16 protein-coding genes are annotated in these 14,651 nt (G+C 44.8%); 8 read left to right on the forward strand and 8 right to left on the reverse strand.

Features of this window, described 5'->3' with window-relative positions:
• The first annotated feature begins 36 nt into the window (after positions 1–36).
• Both R7P64_RS00335 and nhaD read left to right on the forward strand, forming a co-directional pair.
• Positions 37–1,062 (forward strand): acyltransferase, encoded by a 1,026-nt coding sequence (locus tag R7P64_RS00335; RefSeq protein WP_262637829.1) that lies wholly within the window; start codon positions 37–39, stop codon positions 1,060–1,062.
• A 420-nt stretch (positions 1,063–1,482) separates the two neighbouring features.
• Positions 1,483–2,913 (forward strand): sodium:proton antiporter NhaD, encoded by a 1,431-nt coding sequence (nhaD, locus tag R7P64_RS00340; RefSeq protein WP_053303986.1) that lies wholly within the window; start codon positions 1,483–1,485, stop codon positions 2,911–2,913.
• A 37-nt stretch (positions 2,914–2,950) separates the two neighbouring features.
• On the opposite strand, the gene R7P64_RS00345 is transcribed toward nhaD, so the two are convergent.
• Positions 2,951–3,346 (reverse strand): GFA family protein, encoded by a 396-nt coding sequence (locus tag R7P64_RS00345; RefSeq protein ID WP_017821038.1) that lies wholly within the window; start codon positions 3,344–3,346, stop codon positions 2,951–2,953.
• Between the two features lie 201 nt (positions 3,347–3,547).
• On the opposite strand from R7P64_RS00345, the gene R7P64_RS00350 reads away from it, so the two are divergent.
• Complete coding sequence (locus tag R7P64_RS00350) at positions 3,548–4,156, forward strand: YitT family protein (RefSeq protein ID WP_005374427.1); 609 nt, start codon at positions 3,548–3,550, stop codon at positions 4,154–4,156.
• A gap of 72 nt (positions 4,157–4,228) precedes the next feature.
• Here R7P64_RS00350 and R7P64_RS00355 read toward each other — a convergent pair whose 3' ends face one another.
• The 3 genes from R7P64_RS00355 to R7P64_RS00365 all read right to left on the reverse strand — a co-directional run bounded on the left by R7P64_RS00355 (position 4,229) and on the right by R7P64_RS00365 (position 6,994).
• Positions 4,229–5,047, reverse strand: a complete 819-nt coding sequence (locus tag R7P64_RS00355) for a hypothetical protein (RefSeq protein WP_318123020.1) — start codon at positions 5,045–5,047, stop codon at positions 4,229–4,231.
• 100 nt (positions 5,048–5,147) lie between these two features.
• A complete protein-coding gene (locus R7P64_RS00360) occupies positions 5,148–5,630 on the reverse strand; it encodes a methylated-DNA--[protein]-cysteine S-methyltransferase (protein ID WP_053809746.1) in 483 nt (160 codons plus the stop codon).
• Positions 5,627–6,994, reverse strand: coding sequence for an AlkA N-terminal domain-containing protein (locus R7P64_RS00365; RefSeq protein ID WP_256901215.1), 1,368 nt, complete (start codon positions 6,992–6,994; stop codon positions 5,627–5,629). Before R7P64_RS00365 ends, R7P64_RS00360 begins: the two co-directional genes overlap by 4 nt.
• Positions 6,995–7,188: 194 nt before the next feature.
• On the opposite strand from R7P64_RS00365, the gene R7P64_RS00370 reads away from it, so the two are divergent.
• The 3 genes from R7P64_RS00370 to R7P64_RS00380 all read left to right on the forward strand — a co-directional run bounded on the left by R7P64_RS00370 (position 7,189) and on the right by R7P64_RS00380 (position 8,866).
• Entirely contained in the window at positions 7,189–7,392 is a 204-nt protein-coding gene (locus R7P64_RS00370; protein WP_017633816.1) for a hypothetical protein, read from the forward strand.
• Between the two features lie 325 nt (positions 7,393–7,717).
• Complete coding sequence (locus tag R7P64_RS00375) at positions 7,718–8,161, forward strand: DoxX family protein (RefSeq protein WP_017821042.1); 444 nt, start codon at positions 7,718–7,720, stop codon at positions 8,159–8,161.
• 9 nt (positions 8,162–8,170) lie between these two features.
• On the forward strand, positions 8,171–8,866 hold the full coding sequence (locus R7P64_RS00380) for a pirin family protein (protein WP_017821043.1): 696 nt from the start codon (positions 8,171–8,173) through the stop codon (positions 8,864–8,866).
• Between the two features lie 81 nt (positions 8,867–8,947).
• Here R7P64_RS00380 and R7P64_RS00385 read toward each other — a convergent pair whose 3' ends face one another.
• Positions 8,948–9,841: a LysR family transcriptional regulator gene (locus tag R7P64_RS00385; protein ID WP_005374436.1), complete on the reverse strand. Its 894-nt coding sequence runs from the start codon at positions 9,839–9,841 to the stop codon at positions 8,948–8,950.
• 149 nt (positions 9,842–9,990) lie between these two features.
• On the opposite strand from R7P64_RS00385, the gene R7P64_RS00390 reads away from it, so the two are divergent.
• Positions 9,991–10,344 carry a DUF413 domain-containing protein gene (locus R7P64_RS00390; protein ID WP_005374439.1) on the forward strand — a complete coding sequence of 118 codons (354 nt, stop codon included), beginning with the start codon at positions 9,991–9,993 and terminating at the stop codon, positions 10,342–10,344.
• A gap of 147 nt (positions 10,345–10,491) precedes the next feature.
• On the opposite strand, the gene R7P64_RS00395 is transcribed toward R7P64_RS00390, so the two are convergent.
• The gene (locus tag R7P64_RS00395) at positions 10,492–10,743 is read right to left on the reverse strand and encodes a DUF3081 domain-containing protein (RefSeq protein WP_005374440.1); all 252 of its coding nucleotides are present in this window, start codon (positions 10,741–10,743) and stop codon (positions 10,492–10,494) included.
• Between the two features lie 374 nt (positions 10,744–11,117).
• Between R7P64_RS00395 and nagB the strand changes: the two genes are divergently transcribed.
• Positions 11,118–11,918: a glucosamine-6-phosphate deaminase gene (gene nagB / locus R7P64_RS00400; protein ID WP_005374441.1), complete on the forward strand. Its 801-nt coding sequence runs from the start codon at positions 11,118–11,120 to the stop codon at positions 11,916–11,918.
• Positions 11,919–12,008: 90 nt separating this feature from the next.
• Here nagB and R7P64_RS00405 read toward each other — a convergent pair whose 3' ends face one another.
• Positions 12,009–12,875, reverse strand: coding sequence for a glycerol kinase (locus R7P64_RS00405; protein WP_213901560.1), 867 nt, complete (start codon positions 12,873–12,875; stop codon positions 12,009–12,011).
• Between the two features lie 154 nt (positions 12,876–13,029).
• A complete protein-coding gene (gene gltS, locus R7P64_RS00410; protein ID WP_025768732.1) occupies positions 13,030–14,256 on the reverse strand; it encodes a sodium/glutamate symporter in 1,227 nt (408 codons plus the stop codon).
• Positions 14,257–14,651 lie beyond the last annotated feature (395 nt).

A 14,651-nucleotide genomic window follows, 5' to 3' on the forward strand; every position in this document is an offset into this window, starting at 1 on the left:
TTTTCACCTAAGTTTTTTATTTAGGTAAACAATGTAATGGCAAAGAAACAAAAAATAGCCAGCTTAGAGTTTGCACGTATCATTGCGATGCTTGCGATTGTGGGTTTGCATTGCCAGATGGCACTGACGTACTGGCAGTGGGATGGGATACCATGGGTTGGCTATATGCTCAACCAACTGGCTCGTTTTGCTGTTCCGTTGTTCTTTCTCATCTCGGGTTATCTAATCCAGCCGAAGTTGAGTCACTCACCTATTGATACTCTTAAGAACTACGCCAAACCGTTAATGAAGGTTTGGCTCATTTGGAGCATGATCAGTTTACTGATGCCATTCCAATGGCAGACGGTCGCTGAGGCAGGGTATCTCGCCGAAAGGCAAGGTTATTGGGGGTACTTAATGTCAACCCCGATCAATTCACTCATCGAAGGCGGACTCGTTCATCTATGGTTTATTCCGGCTCTGGTCATTGCCGTAGCGTTAATTGCCTTTCTCGTGCATATCAATATGGCGCAACTGATACTGCCAACCGCAGTATTGCTATACATATACGGGGTCTTTGCTGGCAGTTACGCGACCATTACCGACCTGCCAGCGCCTTTCTTTACTCGTAACGGGCCTTTTTTCAGCACGTTGCTAATTGCTCTAGGTTATTCCGCACGAGAAGCGCAGTGGCGGTGGTCGAGAAACAATACGGTTCGATGCATTATTCTTGGCATGGCACTGCATTTTGGTGAAGCTTACTGGCTGATGCAACATGACATCGCTTTCAACTCGCACGACTTCCTATTCGGTACCGTTATCTGGGCTGTAGGTGTCTTTATGTGGCTTTTGGCTCACCCTCATTTTGGCGACATGCCTTGGGTCTTCAAACTATCTCCTAGCGTGTTAGGAATATATGTTAGCCATCTGCTTATCATAATTGTCATGATGAATGTCGCTGGATTTATCGGGCTGCAACACCTCGCGAAAGATGTGTTTATTTATCCTGCAACGATTGTTGCAACCATACTGCTTGTGAAAGCAATTGACGCTTCACCGTTGAAAAAATGGCTCCTACGCTAAATGCATTCAGCTCTAGATATAGCTAGCTTTAACTCAAAAGGGTTAGAGCTAGCCAGTTAAAAATGAGATTTCTCTCTCACTGACCAATTTTTGACTTTCTAATCCTTCAGAATTTGCTTTCACTCACAAAAAACATTGTTCATTTCCTTTAAATTGGCTCGACTATTACAACATTGCTCATTAAACGGAGGCTGTATGTGGGCAGGTCAAGGACTCGTTCCTTTTTTAGAGATTAGTCACTGGTTAACTTACGGTTTATATGCCGCTGCGGTTTTATTCGGCGCAGCAAGCATTGCGTCACTCAGAAAATAGTGGCGCACACTATCATTTCCTAACTCCTACTGTTAATTCGAGCTCTCTCACAACTAACTCATTCATTTGTGGCTAATATTTCTCCAACCAGACAAAGGAGAAATGTCTATGCCAATCTATCCAATTGTGGCTTTCTGCTGTTTGTTGTTCTCTAGCGCCACCTTTGCTGCATCAACCAATGAACTGAATCTTGTTAATTCTGGTGTCGGTTACGCGGCTCTGATTATCTTTTCGATCGCTTACATACTGGTTATGTTGGAAGAGTATCTGAAAATGAGAAAATCCAAGCCAGTGCTGCTCGCTGCAGGGTTAATTTGGATTCTGATTGGCTACACCTTTGCTCAGCACAACCAGCCTGAAATCGCCAAATCCGCACTAGAACACAACTTGTTGGAATATGCCGAGTTGCTGCTGTTTTTGCTCGTGGCGATGACTTACATCAACGCAATGGAAGAACGCAAACTCTTCGATGCCTTACAGGCGTGGATGGTTGGTAAAGGTTTTGGATTCAAAAAGTTGTTCTGGCTGACGGGGTTTCTCGCTTTTGTCATTTCACCGATTGCCGATAACTTAACTACGGCCCTTTTGATGTGCGCTGTAGTGATGAAAGTCTCTGGTGATAATCCTAAGTTCGTCAATCTTGCTTGTATCAACATTGTTATCGCAGCCAATGCTGGCGGTGCATTCAGCCCATTTGGTGATATTACAACCCTGATGGTGTGGCAGGCCGGTCATGTCAGCTTTGCTGAGTTCACTCCGTTGTTTGTACCGTCATTGGTGAACTACTTGGTTCCCGCATTTTTGATGTCACTTTTTGTTCCAAACACAAAACCGAATACGATTCACCAACACGTTGAGCTAAAACGCGGGGCAAGGCGTATTGTCGCGTTGTTCATTTTGACGATTGCCACCGCAGTCTCTTTCCATGCTGTGCTGCACTTCCCACCCGTTATGGGCATGATGATGGGCTTGGCGTACTTACAGTTTTTCGGATATTTTTTGCGCCAAACTCTCAAACACTCACTCGCAAAAAAAGCAGCTATGGCAATTGCCAATGGCGATGATCAGGCATTGAAGCGCTTAGGCTCAGTGGTTCCGTTTGATGTGTTTCATCGTGTGTCTCGAGCTGAATGGGACACCTTGTTGTTCTTCTACGGTGTTGTAATGTGTGTTGGCGGTTTAAGTTTACTTGGCTACCTCGAACTGGTTTCAAACGTCATGTACACGCAATGGAACCCAGTCTGGGCAAACGTAATGGTTGGTGTCCTATCTGCAATCGTCGATAACATTCCGGTTATGTTTGCTGTACTGACCATGGAACCAAGCATGTCGATGGGCAACTGGCTACTGGTCACATTAACCGCAGGTGTCGGTGGCAGTTTGCTTTCCATTGGCTCCGCGGCAGGCGTCGCTTTAATGGGAGCCGCGCGTGGACAATACACCTTCTTTGGCCACTTAAAGTGGGCTCCCGTCATCGCCTTGGGTTATGCCGCCAGTATTGCGGTACACTTGTGGATGAATAGCGGTTTATTTACTTAAAAACACCTAGAATTAGTCACTTAACTTGCAATGTAACCTAACGGTCGGATGGATGGTTAACGCCATCCATCACTTCAATCGCTCCCAACTCATATGGGTTGACGCCCTCTAAGCAGCCGACATTATAGCCATACTCACTCGGGTCAGAACGACGCTGATGGTGCGTATAAATACCGCACTCGCCACAGAAAAAGTGCTTCGCAGTGTGTGTATTAAATTGATACTGCTTCAAGACGTCTTCGCCTTGCACAATACGAATACCGTTCAAAGGTACAGACGCGACAATCGCGCCACGACGTCGACACATAGAACAGTCACACCGTCTCGGTTTCTCAATACCATTGGGTAACGCCAGTTCCAACTCAACTTTTCCACAGTGACAACTCAGTCGATGTAATGTGTTGATTTGGGTGTTGCCAACTTTCTTAATCATAACTTTTCCTTGTTGTTTTTCTATCTGTGTACATTATGTTAAACAGGTTAATATCATCATAATCTCGTCCAAAAACTCGACATCCATCACTTTTCGCGACATTTTATTGGCCGATTTGTTAGTTGCTATTTTGGCGACTGTCTATCGCGTCCGTGAGACGTGTTATCTCCGGCGCGGTTTTTAAACCAAGGAAATTAATTTATGGACAAAGATCATAGCCTAAGAGAGAACCTCTTGGCTCTGACGCTCGGCAGTGCGTTGGTGTCACTTGGGGTGATATTTTTTAGCAAAGTAGGATTGCTCACTGGCGGTACGGCTGGTTTGGCGATCTTCCTAACCAAAGTGAGTGACTTCAGTTTTGGTCAGATATTTTTCGCTCTTAACCTCCCTTTTTATATTTTATCTGTGATGCGCATGGGTTGGCGCTTCACTATCAATACCTTTATTGCGGTTTCGATTGTCTCTTTTGCGGTCGATCATCTGCATCATGTGATTGAGATTTCACGAATCGAACCTTTCTATGCGGCACTTTTGGGTGGTGGGCTGATTGGAATCGGTATGTTGGTAATTTTCCGTCACAAAATGAGTTTGGGTGGCTTTAACATTCTAGCGTTGTACCTTCAGGAACGTTTTGGAGTTCGAGCGGGTAAAGTTCAAATGGCGTTAGATTGTGCCATCGTGGTGATGTCACTGTTCATTGTAGATGTGCACCTTATCGCTCTATCTGTTCTAGGTGCCATCGCAACGAACTTGATTTTGGCGATGAACCATAAACCAGGACGATACCAAGCAAAAGCGCAAGCAGCATAATCATCGCTGCATAGTCAACAACCCTAAAGCCCCCAGCCAGTCGCTCGGGGCTTTTTTCATTCTACGCTAAGATCACGTCAACGAGCTCGTTTTGCAGTGCTGCTGCATCTCCTCATCCAATTTAGCTTTATATTTCTGGCTAAGATGGAAGTGTACTTGCATCAGCAAGTCATGTGCGTGGAACAGCTCAAGCGCGTCGCTACCATGTTGCTGACAAATATCTTCACAGCGCTCAGCATGCACTTTGGCTTCTTGCGGTTTATCCGCTTTAAGCAAGCTCATAGCTAAGCGATACTCTGCGCGCTCTTCTTGCATCCACCCCCCTGCCACTTTCCAATAGTCTAGCGCGAGTGTTGCTGCTTCTAACATCTTCGATGTTTCCATGCACGTGCGCTCAGCCAGCGCTTCGTACTGACATGCTAAGTTGTTCGCAGTGATCGCGATAGCGCGTGCTAATGGCCCTTCTGCATCGTTCGGCGTCATTCCTAACGCTGCCTTCACCAACCATTGACTCGCCAGTTCAAGCTGAACAAGTGCAGAAAGTTCATTCGAAATCAAAGCGTAAACTCGGCGTTGTTCTTGCTCTTCCAATAATTCCATATTGTCAGTGCCATTTACGAAATAGCGCGCAACGGCAATACTGCGTTGAAATGCCAAACTCTCGGCAACCTTGCGTTCATCAAAGTGATCTAAACAAGTAAGAAACTGTTCTGGGCACTGGAGATGCCCAATAGCGGTATGCAGCATCAATGCGAATATTCGCTCGATTTGGGTAACGTCTTCCACCTCGCTCAGAGCCGTTTCTAGCTTAGCATAAACTTGTTCGGGATTTTCCTCGTGATGCTGCCAACACTCACTCATGAAGGCATCAAAATCCGTTTTGAAAGGCATGTCCTTATTGTCCTTCTTCTATTCGTATAACGATTATGAAACTCTACACTATCGTTACCCCTGTGTAGCACGCTTAATCCCAATACGAGAATCGCCTCACTTAAAGCGGTGTACCTTGCTCCAGCGCGAGCAAACGTTGCTTGCGCTCCACTCCACCTGCATACCCAGTCAGTTTTCCGCTTTTGCCAATAACGCGATGACAAGGTACCACGATAGAAATCGGATTCTTCCCGTTTGCTAACCCAACAGCACGCACAGCTTTAGGGTTACCTATCGCATTCGCGAGATCTTGATAGCTCCACGTTTCCCCATATGGAATGGTCGTTAGTGCCTGCCAAACTTGATTTTGAAAATCAGTGCCTGTCGCTGCAAGGGGCAAGTCGAATTCGTTGCGCAGACCAGCAAAGTATTCATCCAGTTGGGTGACAGCTTGGCGCAAGACCGGATGCTGCTCGTCTCGCCCCCCCAGCTCACTCGGCTTAGTGGTGCATGTTTCAAACCAAATGCCAAGTAAGCCCTCAGCGTTCGATTGGATAGTCACCGTTCCTAGTGGACTCGGCATTTCGGTATAAAATGTTTTCATGATTGATTCCATAAGTGAAACGTCGCGTAGCTTCCCCAAGGGGCCGCAGTGTGCGTATTCAGTGATGGGTAACGCTGCATCGCCTTTTTCACCACTAAGTCTTTATCTAGAAAGCAATCGGGTTGAGATTGCCCTCGCAGTTGAGCATAACTGACGGTCCAAGGTCCAATGCCTTTCAAAGCTAGCCACTGCTGGGGGGCAGCTTCTGAGTTGTCCTGCATAAACTGGGCGAAGCGCACTAGCGTCTCTATACGGCTTTGCGGCATGCGCAAAAAGCTCACGTCGGCGTTCGCAATATCACTGGGAGTCGGGAAAAAACGTTTTTCTGACTCTCCACTAAGTGTGGCCACCAATAAGTTAAGTTGACCAATCGCAGCTTTAACCGACACCTGCTGGCCTAAAATCGCTCTAACCCCTGCTTCCCATGCATTCCATACACCAGGAATACGAATACCTTTACTCGACACGAGCCCAGGCGCGACATACTCCAAATGCTGCTCAACAGTACAAATATCAGCGTCAAGATCGAACATACGACGAATGTCAGACACCAAGTTTTGCAGCTTCGTTACGTCTTCAATTTCAAACGCCAGTTCTAAGTATCCTTCACCTTTTGTCGCTTTAAACCAGGCTTTGCTGTTATCCAAAAAAACGTTGCGCTGATAACTCTCATCACTCACTAGCTCAACCCCCTCAACCGCTCGCAAACGATAGAAGTCCAACATGTGCGACCAATTCAACTCACCTCGATAAGGTAAGGCAATTCGATTGCAACCCGCACCATCAAACTCTTTACGGCGTACTTGAGAAGGCGTTAGTTTGAGAAACTTTTGAAAAGCATCGTTAAAGCGGCGCGTACTGTTAAAACCTGACGCAAACCCCACGTCGGTGACCGACATAGAGCTGGAGTGAAGCAACTGTTTGGCGAACATTAGTTGCTGATATTGCGCATACTGCTTGGGTGACATACCTAGATACTGCTCAAACAACATACGTAAGTAACGGTCAGAAATCCCAACACGCTCAGCCAACTCTGACACCGAATGGTGATGCAACTCCCCTCTATCAATTAACGAAATCGCTCGTTGAAAGGTCGTCTCGACACCTTTCCATGCCCAAGATCCAGGCGCGCTGTCAGGTCGACAACGTAAACACGGACGGTACCCTGCTTGAAGGGCTTGCGTCTTATCAGCGAAATACTCAACATTTTCTTCTTTAGGCAAATTTGCCGGGCAAATCGGACGGCAAAAGATTCCCGTTGTTTTTACCGCCACATAAAATCGCCCATCAAAACGACTGTCTCGCGCGACTCGCGCCTTGTGACACTGCTCGAAGGTCAGTGAGGTATGGGGGTGAATAAACATAGTGCTTTCCTTGCTCATGCCTTTTGTCATTTATTGTTCATAGGCATCGTTCAATATAGTGTTATTGTAGCTTGCTTAAGCGCCCACAATTAGCCATTTTCGGAACTCAATATTGAGATTTATTGGCATTAGCGCTTTTGTACACTAAAGTTAGATCCAGAACATCACAACAACGTCGGCTAAAGGGAATTGGCATGGACTTACATACTTGCGTAATTGTATTAAGAAACCAAAAGGTTATTACCAGTAAATCCGTAGATCATTCTATTGGAATTATCGAAAGAGACTCAGATAACGAGATCTCAGAAATTCAGATTAATGCGACGGATGGACGTAATATTCGAACTTATCACTACAACAATGTAGAGGAGTCATTAGAGAGCTTAATGAACCTCTGACGGTTTTCTTTAACACACCTTTCTCCCTTGTTAAAAGCGAAAGCAATAGAGCACAGTACATGTGCTCTTTTTTTGTTTAACAGCAAAAATGTTTATCGAAAATAATGACAGACCTTGATTTAAAACAGACAATAATCGGCAAATAAACACCCGAATATAAAAATCAAGACATTGATTTAAATAAATAAAAACCAATCATTCAATTTTTTAGAACGAGTTTATCAAAATCCTCCCGTTATTTTTATGTTCGCCTCTACCTAAACTGTTCTCAACAGCACGGGAGCACACGCTTCCCACTCATTGAAAAGAGTCAGAGGACAGAATCATGAAAGCACTATTACAGAAAATTACCACATCAAACGCAGGTTACAGCGCACTATCACTTCGCGTTCCAATCGGCATTATCTTTATGGCGCACGGCGCACAAAAACTATTTGGCTGGTTTGGTGGCTACGGCCTAGAAGGCACAGGTCAGTGGATGGCATCTATCGGTTTAGGTCCTGGCGTACTCATGGCGTTACTTGCGGGCAGCGCAGAGTTCTTTGGCGGCTTGTTCATTTTACTTGGTCTGCTAACTCGACCAGCAGCGGTTGCTTTGGCGTTCACGATGGTGGTAGCGATATTCTCTGTCCACTTTGAGAATGGCCTGTTCATGGCAAACAACGGTTACGAGTTTGGCTTGGCATTACTGGCAGCGAGCGTTTCTCTGGCGTTCTCTGGCGCAGGTAAAGCAGCGTTAGATAACTTATTAAACAAAAAGCTCTCTTAAGGAGGCCTTATGATTACGGTAAGACATGCAGCAGACCGAGGTCGAGCAAACTTTGGCTGGCTTGATAGCAAACATACGTTTTCTTTTGGTAGCTACTACGATCCTCAACATATGGGCTTTTCTGAGCTGAGAGTCATTAATGACGATGTAGTCAAGCCTGGCGCGGGTTTTGATACACATGGCCACCGTGATATGGAGATCATCAGCTATGTGTTGGAAGGTGTTATCGCACACAAAGACAGTGAAGGTAACGTCAAAACACTACCTGCAGGTGAATTCCAACTCATGTCGGCAGGGAAAGGGATTTACCACAGTGAGTACAATGCATCGAACCAAGATACGCTGCGGTTTCTACAGATTTGGATTCAACCGAACACATTTGGAACCAAACCAGGTTATCAGCAAAAAGATTTTGGTCGCAATCCTGGGTTAACGACTATCGCAACTCCAACTGGAGAAAACGGCACGCTACTTATTAAGCAAGATGCGACTTTGCATCAGTTAATTCTTGAGCCAAGTAGCGAACTAAACTTTGAGATTGAGTCGGGCCGAAATCTATTCATCCATCAAGTGACTGGGAGCCTTAGTGTCGACAATACCACTTTGACGGCTGGCGACGGCGCGAAGGTTGAACACCAGAGTAAGGTTGTTTTGCGCAATACATCAAACGAAAGCACAACAGCCCTGTTGTTTGACTTACCATAACTATCGATTCATCGAGATAAAAACAAAGCCGCCTTGATTTCTCAAGGCGGCTTTTTCGTTTTTCTGACTTTTCATTCAACGCTATTCGTCGGAAGTGCCAGAACCAATTTGCTGAAAACTGTAAGCGGTCAGTGGATCGATCTCTTTGACAATTTCTTCCACTTGCTTAATCGCGTCTACAGACGAGCTAGCTTTACGATAGCTCAAATAGATAGGGCGACACCAATCTTCTACTCCAGACACCTTGTGAAGCTGCCCATTAGCGATAAATGGCTCCACGAGAGAGATTGGTAAGTACGCGGCTCCACCCTTCTCTAAAATAAAGTCCAATGCGATACGCGCTGTTGAAGTGCGTAAATATGGAGCCGGAATCTTAGGGTGACGCTCAGAATGCTCTGAGGAGAAACGCGTCCCCCAGTCAACGTACACATATTTGTTTTCGAAAACGGTGTCTAAAGAATCTTTCTCAGTTGATACCAGAACGAGAACAACATCCGCCACTTTTTTACAGTTAAGCTCATCAGCTTTGATCTGATCGAACGCAAATGCCATATCTAACGTGCGCTCTAGCAAGCTACGACTGAGCATCTCACGTCCCATCACTTCTGCCATGAAGCCATAACCACCAAACGAATCTGTGACGACACTTAAACAATTCTGTAAATAAGCGTCCCAAATGTTTGGCGTGCCACCTAACGTTAGTTGCAGCGCTTTGCCATCTTCAAGCGATAATTCTAGCTTCGCTTGTTGCAATGTAGTGACCATTACCTCGGCATAGCTGATTAAGCGCTCACCTGCAGAGGTCAACTTTATGTTATTTCGATCACGAATAAACAATTGCGTATCGAAGTAACTTTCCAATTGTTTGATACGTGCGCTCACAGCGGCTTGGGTAATATAAAGGTTCTCAGCAGCACGTCCGAAGTGACGAACTCTTGCCAGCTCTAAAAATGTTCGAAAGACTTTTACATCCATAAACCATCTCCTGGTTAATATAAAACCAGATTAACAACTAATTAAAATCATGACGACAAAAAAGTTTTGTTTTTCTTTTGTTAGATTTAAGCCTAATTTTCGCCGTAAGTTCACTACATTCATCAATAACGGTTACAGAGGCTGTTGACATGTCTGACACTGAATTCCGTCATGGCAAAAAACGTTTTTACGATAACGTAAAATTCCCACGCGGCTTTGCAAAGTCTGGCGATTTTACTCTTTCAGAAGAGGAAATCCTAACAATTTATGGGGATACAATGCTTGGCTTAGAGTCAGGCGAATTAACACCTGAAAACAGCGAAGAGAAACACTTCATCAAGGTGTTAGAAAACCCGGGCAAAGCAAAAACAAAACTTGAGCGTACGTGGCTAAAGTACACCCAACTTGCTCGTGGTCGCAAGCGCTTCCATACGCTAAATGGTCGTAACAAGCCTGACGCCACAGAAGAATACATTGAAGAGAGTTTGGTTGAAGACGATTAATAACCAATAACCTAGTTCTCGCCTTTTTCTAGCAGTAGGCGAAAGCTCGTTTGACTTTACTGAGCGAGCAAGACAAGCTCATTTCTTCTCCTAAAGCCCAAGGGGGCATTCTCCCAAGGGCTTTTTTAATATTTGGGTGATGACCGTTTACTTGGCGAGCGTCGCAATCTTTTTCAGAAAGCTCTCTTTCAAATGCTCTTGGTCATATTCCAAGTGATAGGTGTTGTGGAAGCCAATTTTTAGCTCAACACCATTCCCTCTCAAGAAAACGTTGTACCCATCGTAGTCAGAAAACGCTTCTACACCTTCATACATTTTACCAAATTCGGTTGGTGTACCGTTGTTCATCACACATTCGTAAGCCTGTAGTACTTTGCTCGGATCTAACTCATTTTTCATACCGAATTCCTCACTGGTTTACACATTTCAATTATGGTTAAAGAATGAGCGCCATGCCATATCTAACCCATAATATTTGAAGTTCGTGTGCGATTTCGCACTCTGTAGGTTGTTAAAAAACAAGGTTAAGTGCGAAGGCAGAACTTAATTTAGATCATAAATTTTATCTATTGATTCGTCAGTTTCATAATGCAATTTCTTTGTAAAAAATCGTCTTATAAAAGCATTTAGATATAAAAATCGTCGACAAAACCAACATTGGTTAAAGAAAAAGCAAAATTTTGACCTAAAACAATAGCAGTTCGCCATTACTTATTTTATAATGCGAATTAATGTTTCAGTACATCGTCAATTCCAATAACTAGGGGCACAAAATGAGACTTATCCCGTTAACTCGAGCAGCACAAGTAGGTAAGTGGGCAGCTGCGCATATCGCTAAGCGTATCAACGACTTTAAACCTACTGCTGAGCGTCCATTCGTTCTGGGTCTACCAACTGGTGGCACTCCTCTAGCAACCTACAAAGCCCTAATCGAGCTTTACCAAGCCGGCGAAGTCAGCTTCAAAAACGTCGTGACTTTTAACATGGATGAGTACATTGGCATCCCTGCGGATCACCCAGAATCTTACCGCTCGTTCATGTACAACAACTTCTTTAATCACATTGATATTCAAGAAGAAAATATCAACCTACTGAACGGTAACACAGACGATCACGACGCAGAATGTAAGCGTTACGAAGACAAAATTAAGTCTTACGGCAAGATCAACCTGTTCATGGGCGGCGTGGGTAACGACGGTCACATCGCGTTCAACGAGCCAGCGTCATCTCTTTCTTCTCGTACTCGCATCAAGACCCTCACTGAAGACACTCGCATTGCGAACTCTCGCTTCTTTGACGGCGATATCAACCAAGTGCCTAAATACGCGCTGACTATCGGTGTTGGTACGCTTCTAGACTCAGAAGAAGTGATGATCTTGGTCACTGGTCATAACAAAGCTCAGGCACTTGAAGCAGCCGTGGAAGGTTGTGTAAACCACCTATGGACAGTTTCTGCACTTCAACTTCACCCTAAAGCGGTGATCGTATGCGACGAACCAGCTCAACAAGAACTGAAAGTGAAGACAGTGAAGTACTTCTCTGAGCTAGAAGCAGAAAACATCAAAGGCTTTTAACCCATAGGATGGCAGCCTAGAAACACACTAAAAATACAAAACCCGTGTTGAACACGGGTTTTTTCTTATCTGAACAGCGGGCTTAAGTCGTCAATAAGCTTTAATACCAAACTGACGAAGACGCTTAGGAAGCACTTCATCCAACTTGTCTAGTTCACTCGGTTCGACTTCGATAAGATTGAAATGATGCTGCTCATAAACAGTACGAATGGTATCACGGTCGGCCTGAGCCATCTCCCCATCGTCACTTCCCCAAAATTGCAAATAGACTTTACCGCCTGGTAAGTAAAAATCGCTAGTGACATCTTGGTCAATCGGCAGCTGACGCTCATAAGCGTGCACTACACCAGCCAAGTACAGCCAGTTGTCAATGAGCAACTCACCCTTAGAGCGTACGTAATGCCCATCTAATGTTCGGTGCTTGGCTTCAAATTTTTGGCGAAAGCTTGAGTACGATTTATCCGTAGAATGTGACTCCGCGTCTTGCCCTAAAAACTCAATGACAGACTGCTTAAGACGCTTGTTACGCAGCACCACATCGTGCCATACGACAAAGGTATTTTGTGTTTCTTTATCGGTTCTTTGCTGCCCACCAGCGCGCACACCAGCTTCTGTGACACTCCATCCCTCTTCGGATTTGGTCAACCAACCCAGTTCACTCAAAAGCTGGTTCATGCGCTTCGCATTCAATTTCAGCTTTTCACCCAGTTGTGTCGCGCTCAATGTTTTCCCTGAGCTGGGAGTCAGCTCAATATGTAAGTTGGTCGGCCAGACGATGAACTGGCCAAATTTAGGGTGATCCACATACTCACCGCCAAACTTTGCCCCTTCTTCGGTCAAAATCCACTTTTCATCTTGGCGAACGATGTAGCCTGCACGTTTGAGATCGGCAAACAGCAGCTTAGCTTCTACCTTGCGCATTTTCGCTAATGCCGACGTCGATATTTTTTCAGACATGTGGGTACCTCATGCTGCTGCAAAATTGAACACTATGTCGTCATAGTAACGCATTGATTTCACGGCTTGAAGTCAGGCAAACAAGATTTCGTGTTACAAATAGCAAAGCCAGCGTATAGGTGCTGGCTTTGTTATTTCGGTAAAAAAGCGAATGTTATTTAATAAAAGCGATGCATCCTTGCAAAATCACTAAATTCACAATGTCGATGAAGAATGCACCGACAATTGGAACCACCATAAATGCTTGTGGTGATGGACCATATCGACTCACGATGGAGCCCATATTCATGACCGCAGTCGGTGTAGCACCTAACCCAAAACCGCAGTGTCCGCTAGCGATCACCGCCGCATCGTAGTTGCCTCCCATCATGCGGAATGTTACGTAGTAAGTGAACATCGCCAACACTGCCGACTGAATAGCAAGAATAATAAGGAATGGGATCGCAAGATCGAAAATATTCCACAATTTCAAACTCATCAAGGCCATGGCAAGAAATAGAGATAGTGCAACCGTGCCAAGAATATCAACGGTTTCTAAATCAACCTTGCGCGCCTTCGTCACTTCCATGATGTTAGTGATAACAACACCAATAAACAGCGCATAAACAAAATCGGGAATCATTAACCACTTGATGTCAAAACTGCTTACCCAACTCTCCAGATACTTCGCGCCTGTCACGCAAAGTAGAATGATGGACAAGCTTTCAACGACTCTTTTCGCTGTGACACGATCTTCCTCATGTTCGTTGTACGTCACCAGTTCAGGGAAACTCTGATGACTTTGATTGGTGCGTCCGTATTCCGATTCCAAGTTGTGTTTGTTTAGTAGCTTTTGTGCAACAGGGCTGCCAATAATCCCGCCCATCACCAAGCCAAATGTAGCAGAAGCCATTGCCACCTCTAGAACATTATGCAAACCATACATTTCTTGAAAAGTTTGCGACCACGCAGCTCCAGTTCCATGTCCGCCAGAAAGCGTAATGGATCCGGCGATCAACCCCATGAGTGGATCTAACCCCAACGCTGTTGCTAAGGACACGCCGACCGCGTTTTGGATAAGAATGTAGACCGATGCCACAACTAGGAAGATGAAAACCTTCGCACCGCCTTTAATCAGTTGGGTGTAATTTGCCGCTAAGCCAACGGTTGCAAAAAACATCAGCATAAAGACGTTTTGCAGTGGTAAATCAAAGGAGACATCCACACCATTTAAGTGCATCGTCGTGATTACGCAAGCGACCACTAGACCACCAACAATTGGCTCTGGAATATTAAATTTTTTTAAGGTTGGTAACTTGGTATTGATGAACTGCCCTAAAAACAACACGCAAATTGCGACGAGGAACGACTCCTGTGGGCCGATAGATATTACCTGATTCATGAGACCTCTTTACTCTACTCTTTCTCATTCATTGAGCACGCGCTCAACGTGAGATAGGTGCCTAAGCCAGTCAGATTGCCTCTCGAAACTTTTGTTTTCTAGGCCTCCTTGACCATCAATTCTCATCAAGTAAGAAATAGGCAGACCTAAAATTATGCTAATTATCATTCGGTGAGAATATTCATTTAGAACAGGCGATAAGTGTATTGATGGGAAGAGAAAAACAACACTTCTCAACTTATGAGAAGCAATTAATTTCCATATAAAACAAAACCTCAAAACAACGACCACATAGGTGGATATTTAGAGCGAATGAGACAGGCGGATACACTAGGTTTTAAATTATTACTTTCTCTCTAATGCACTAGGTGTTATACATATATATAACACCATCT

The sequence above is a fragment of the Vibrio sp. 2304 genome (genome assembly GCF_033339475.1).
Classification (GTDB): Bacteria; Pseudomonadota; Gammaproteobacteria; order Enterobacterales; family Vibrionaceae; genus Vibrio; species Vibrio alginolyticus.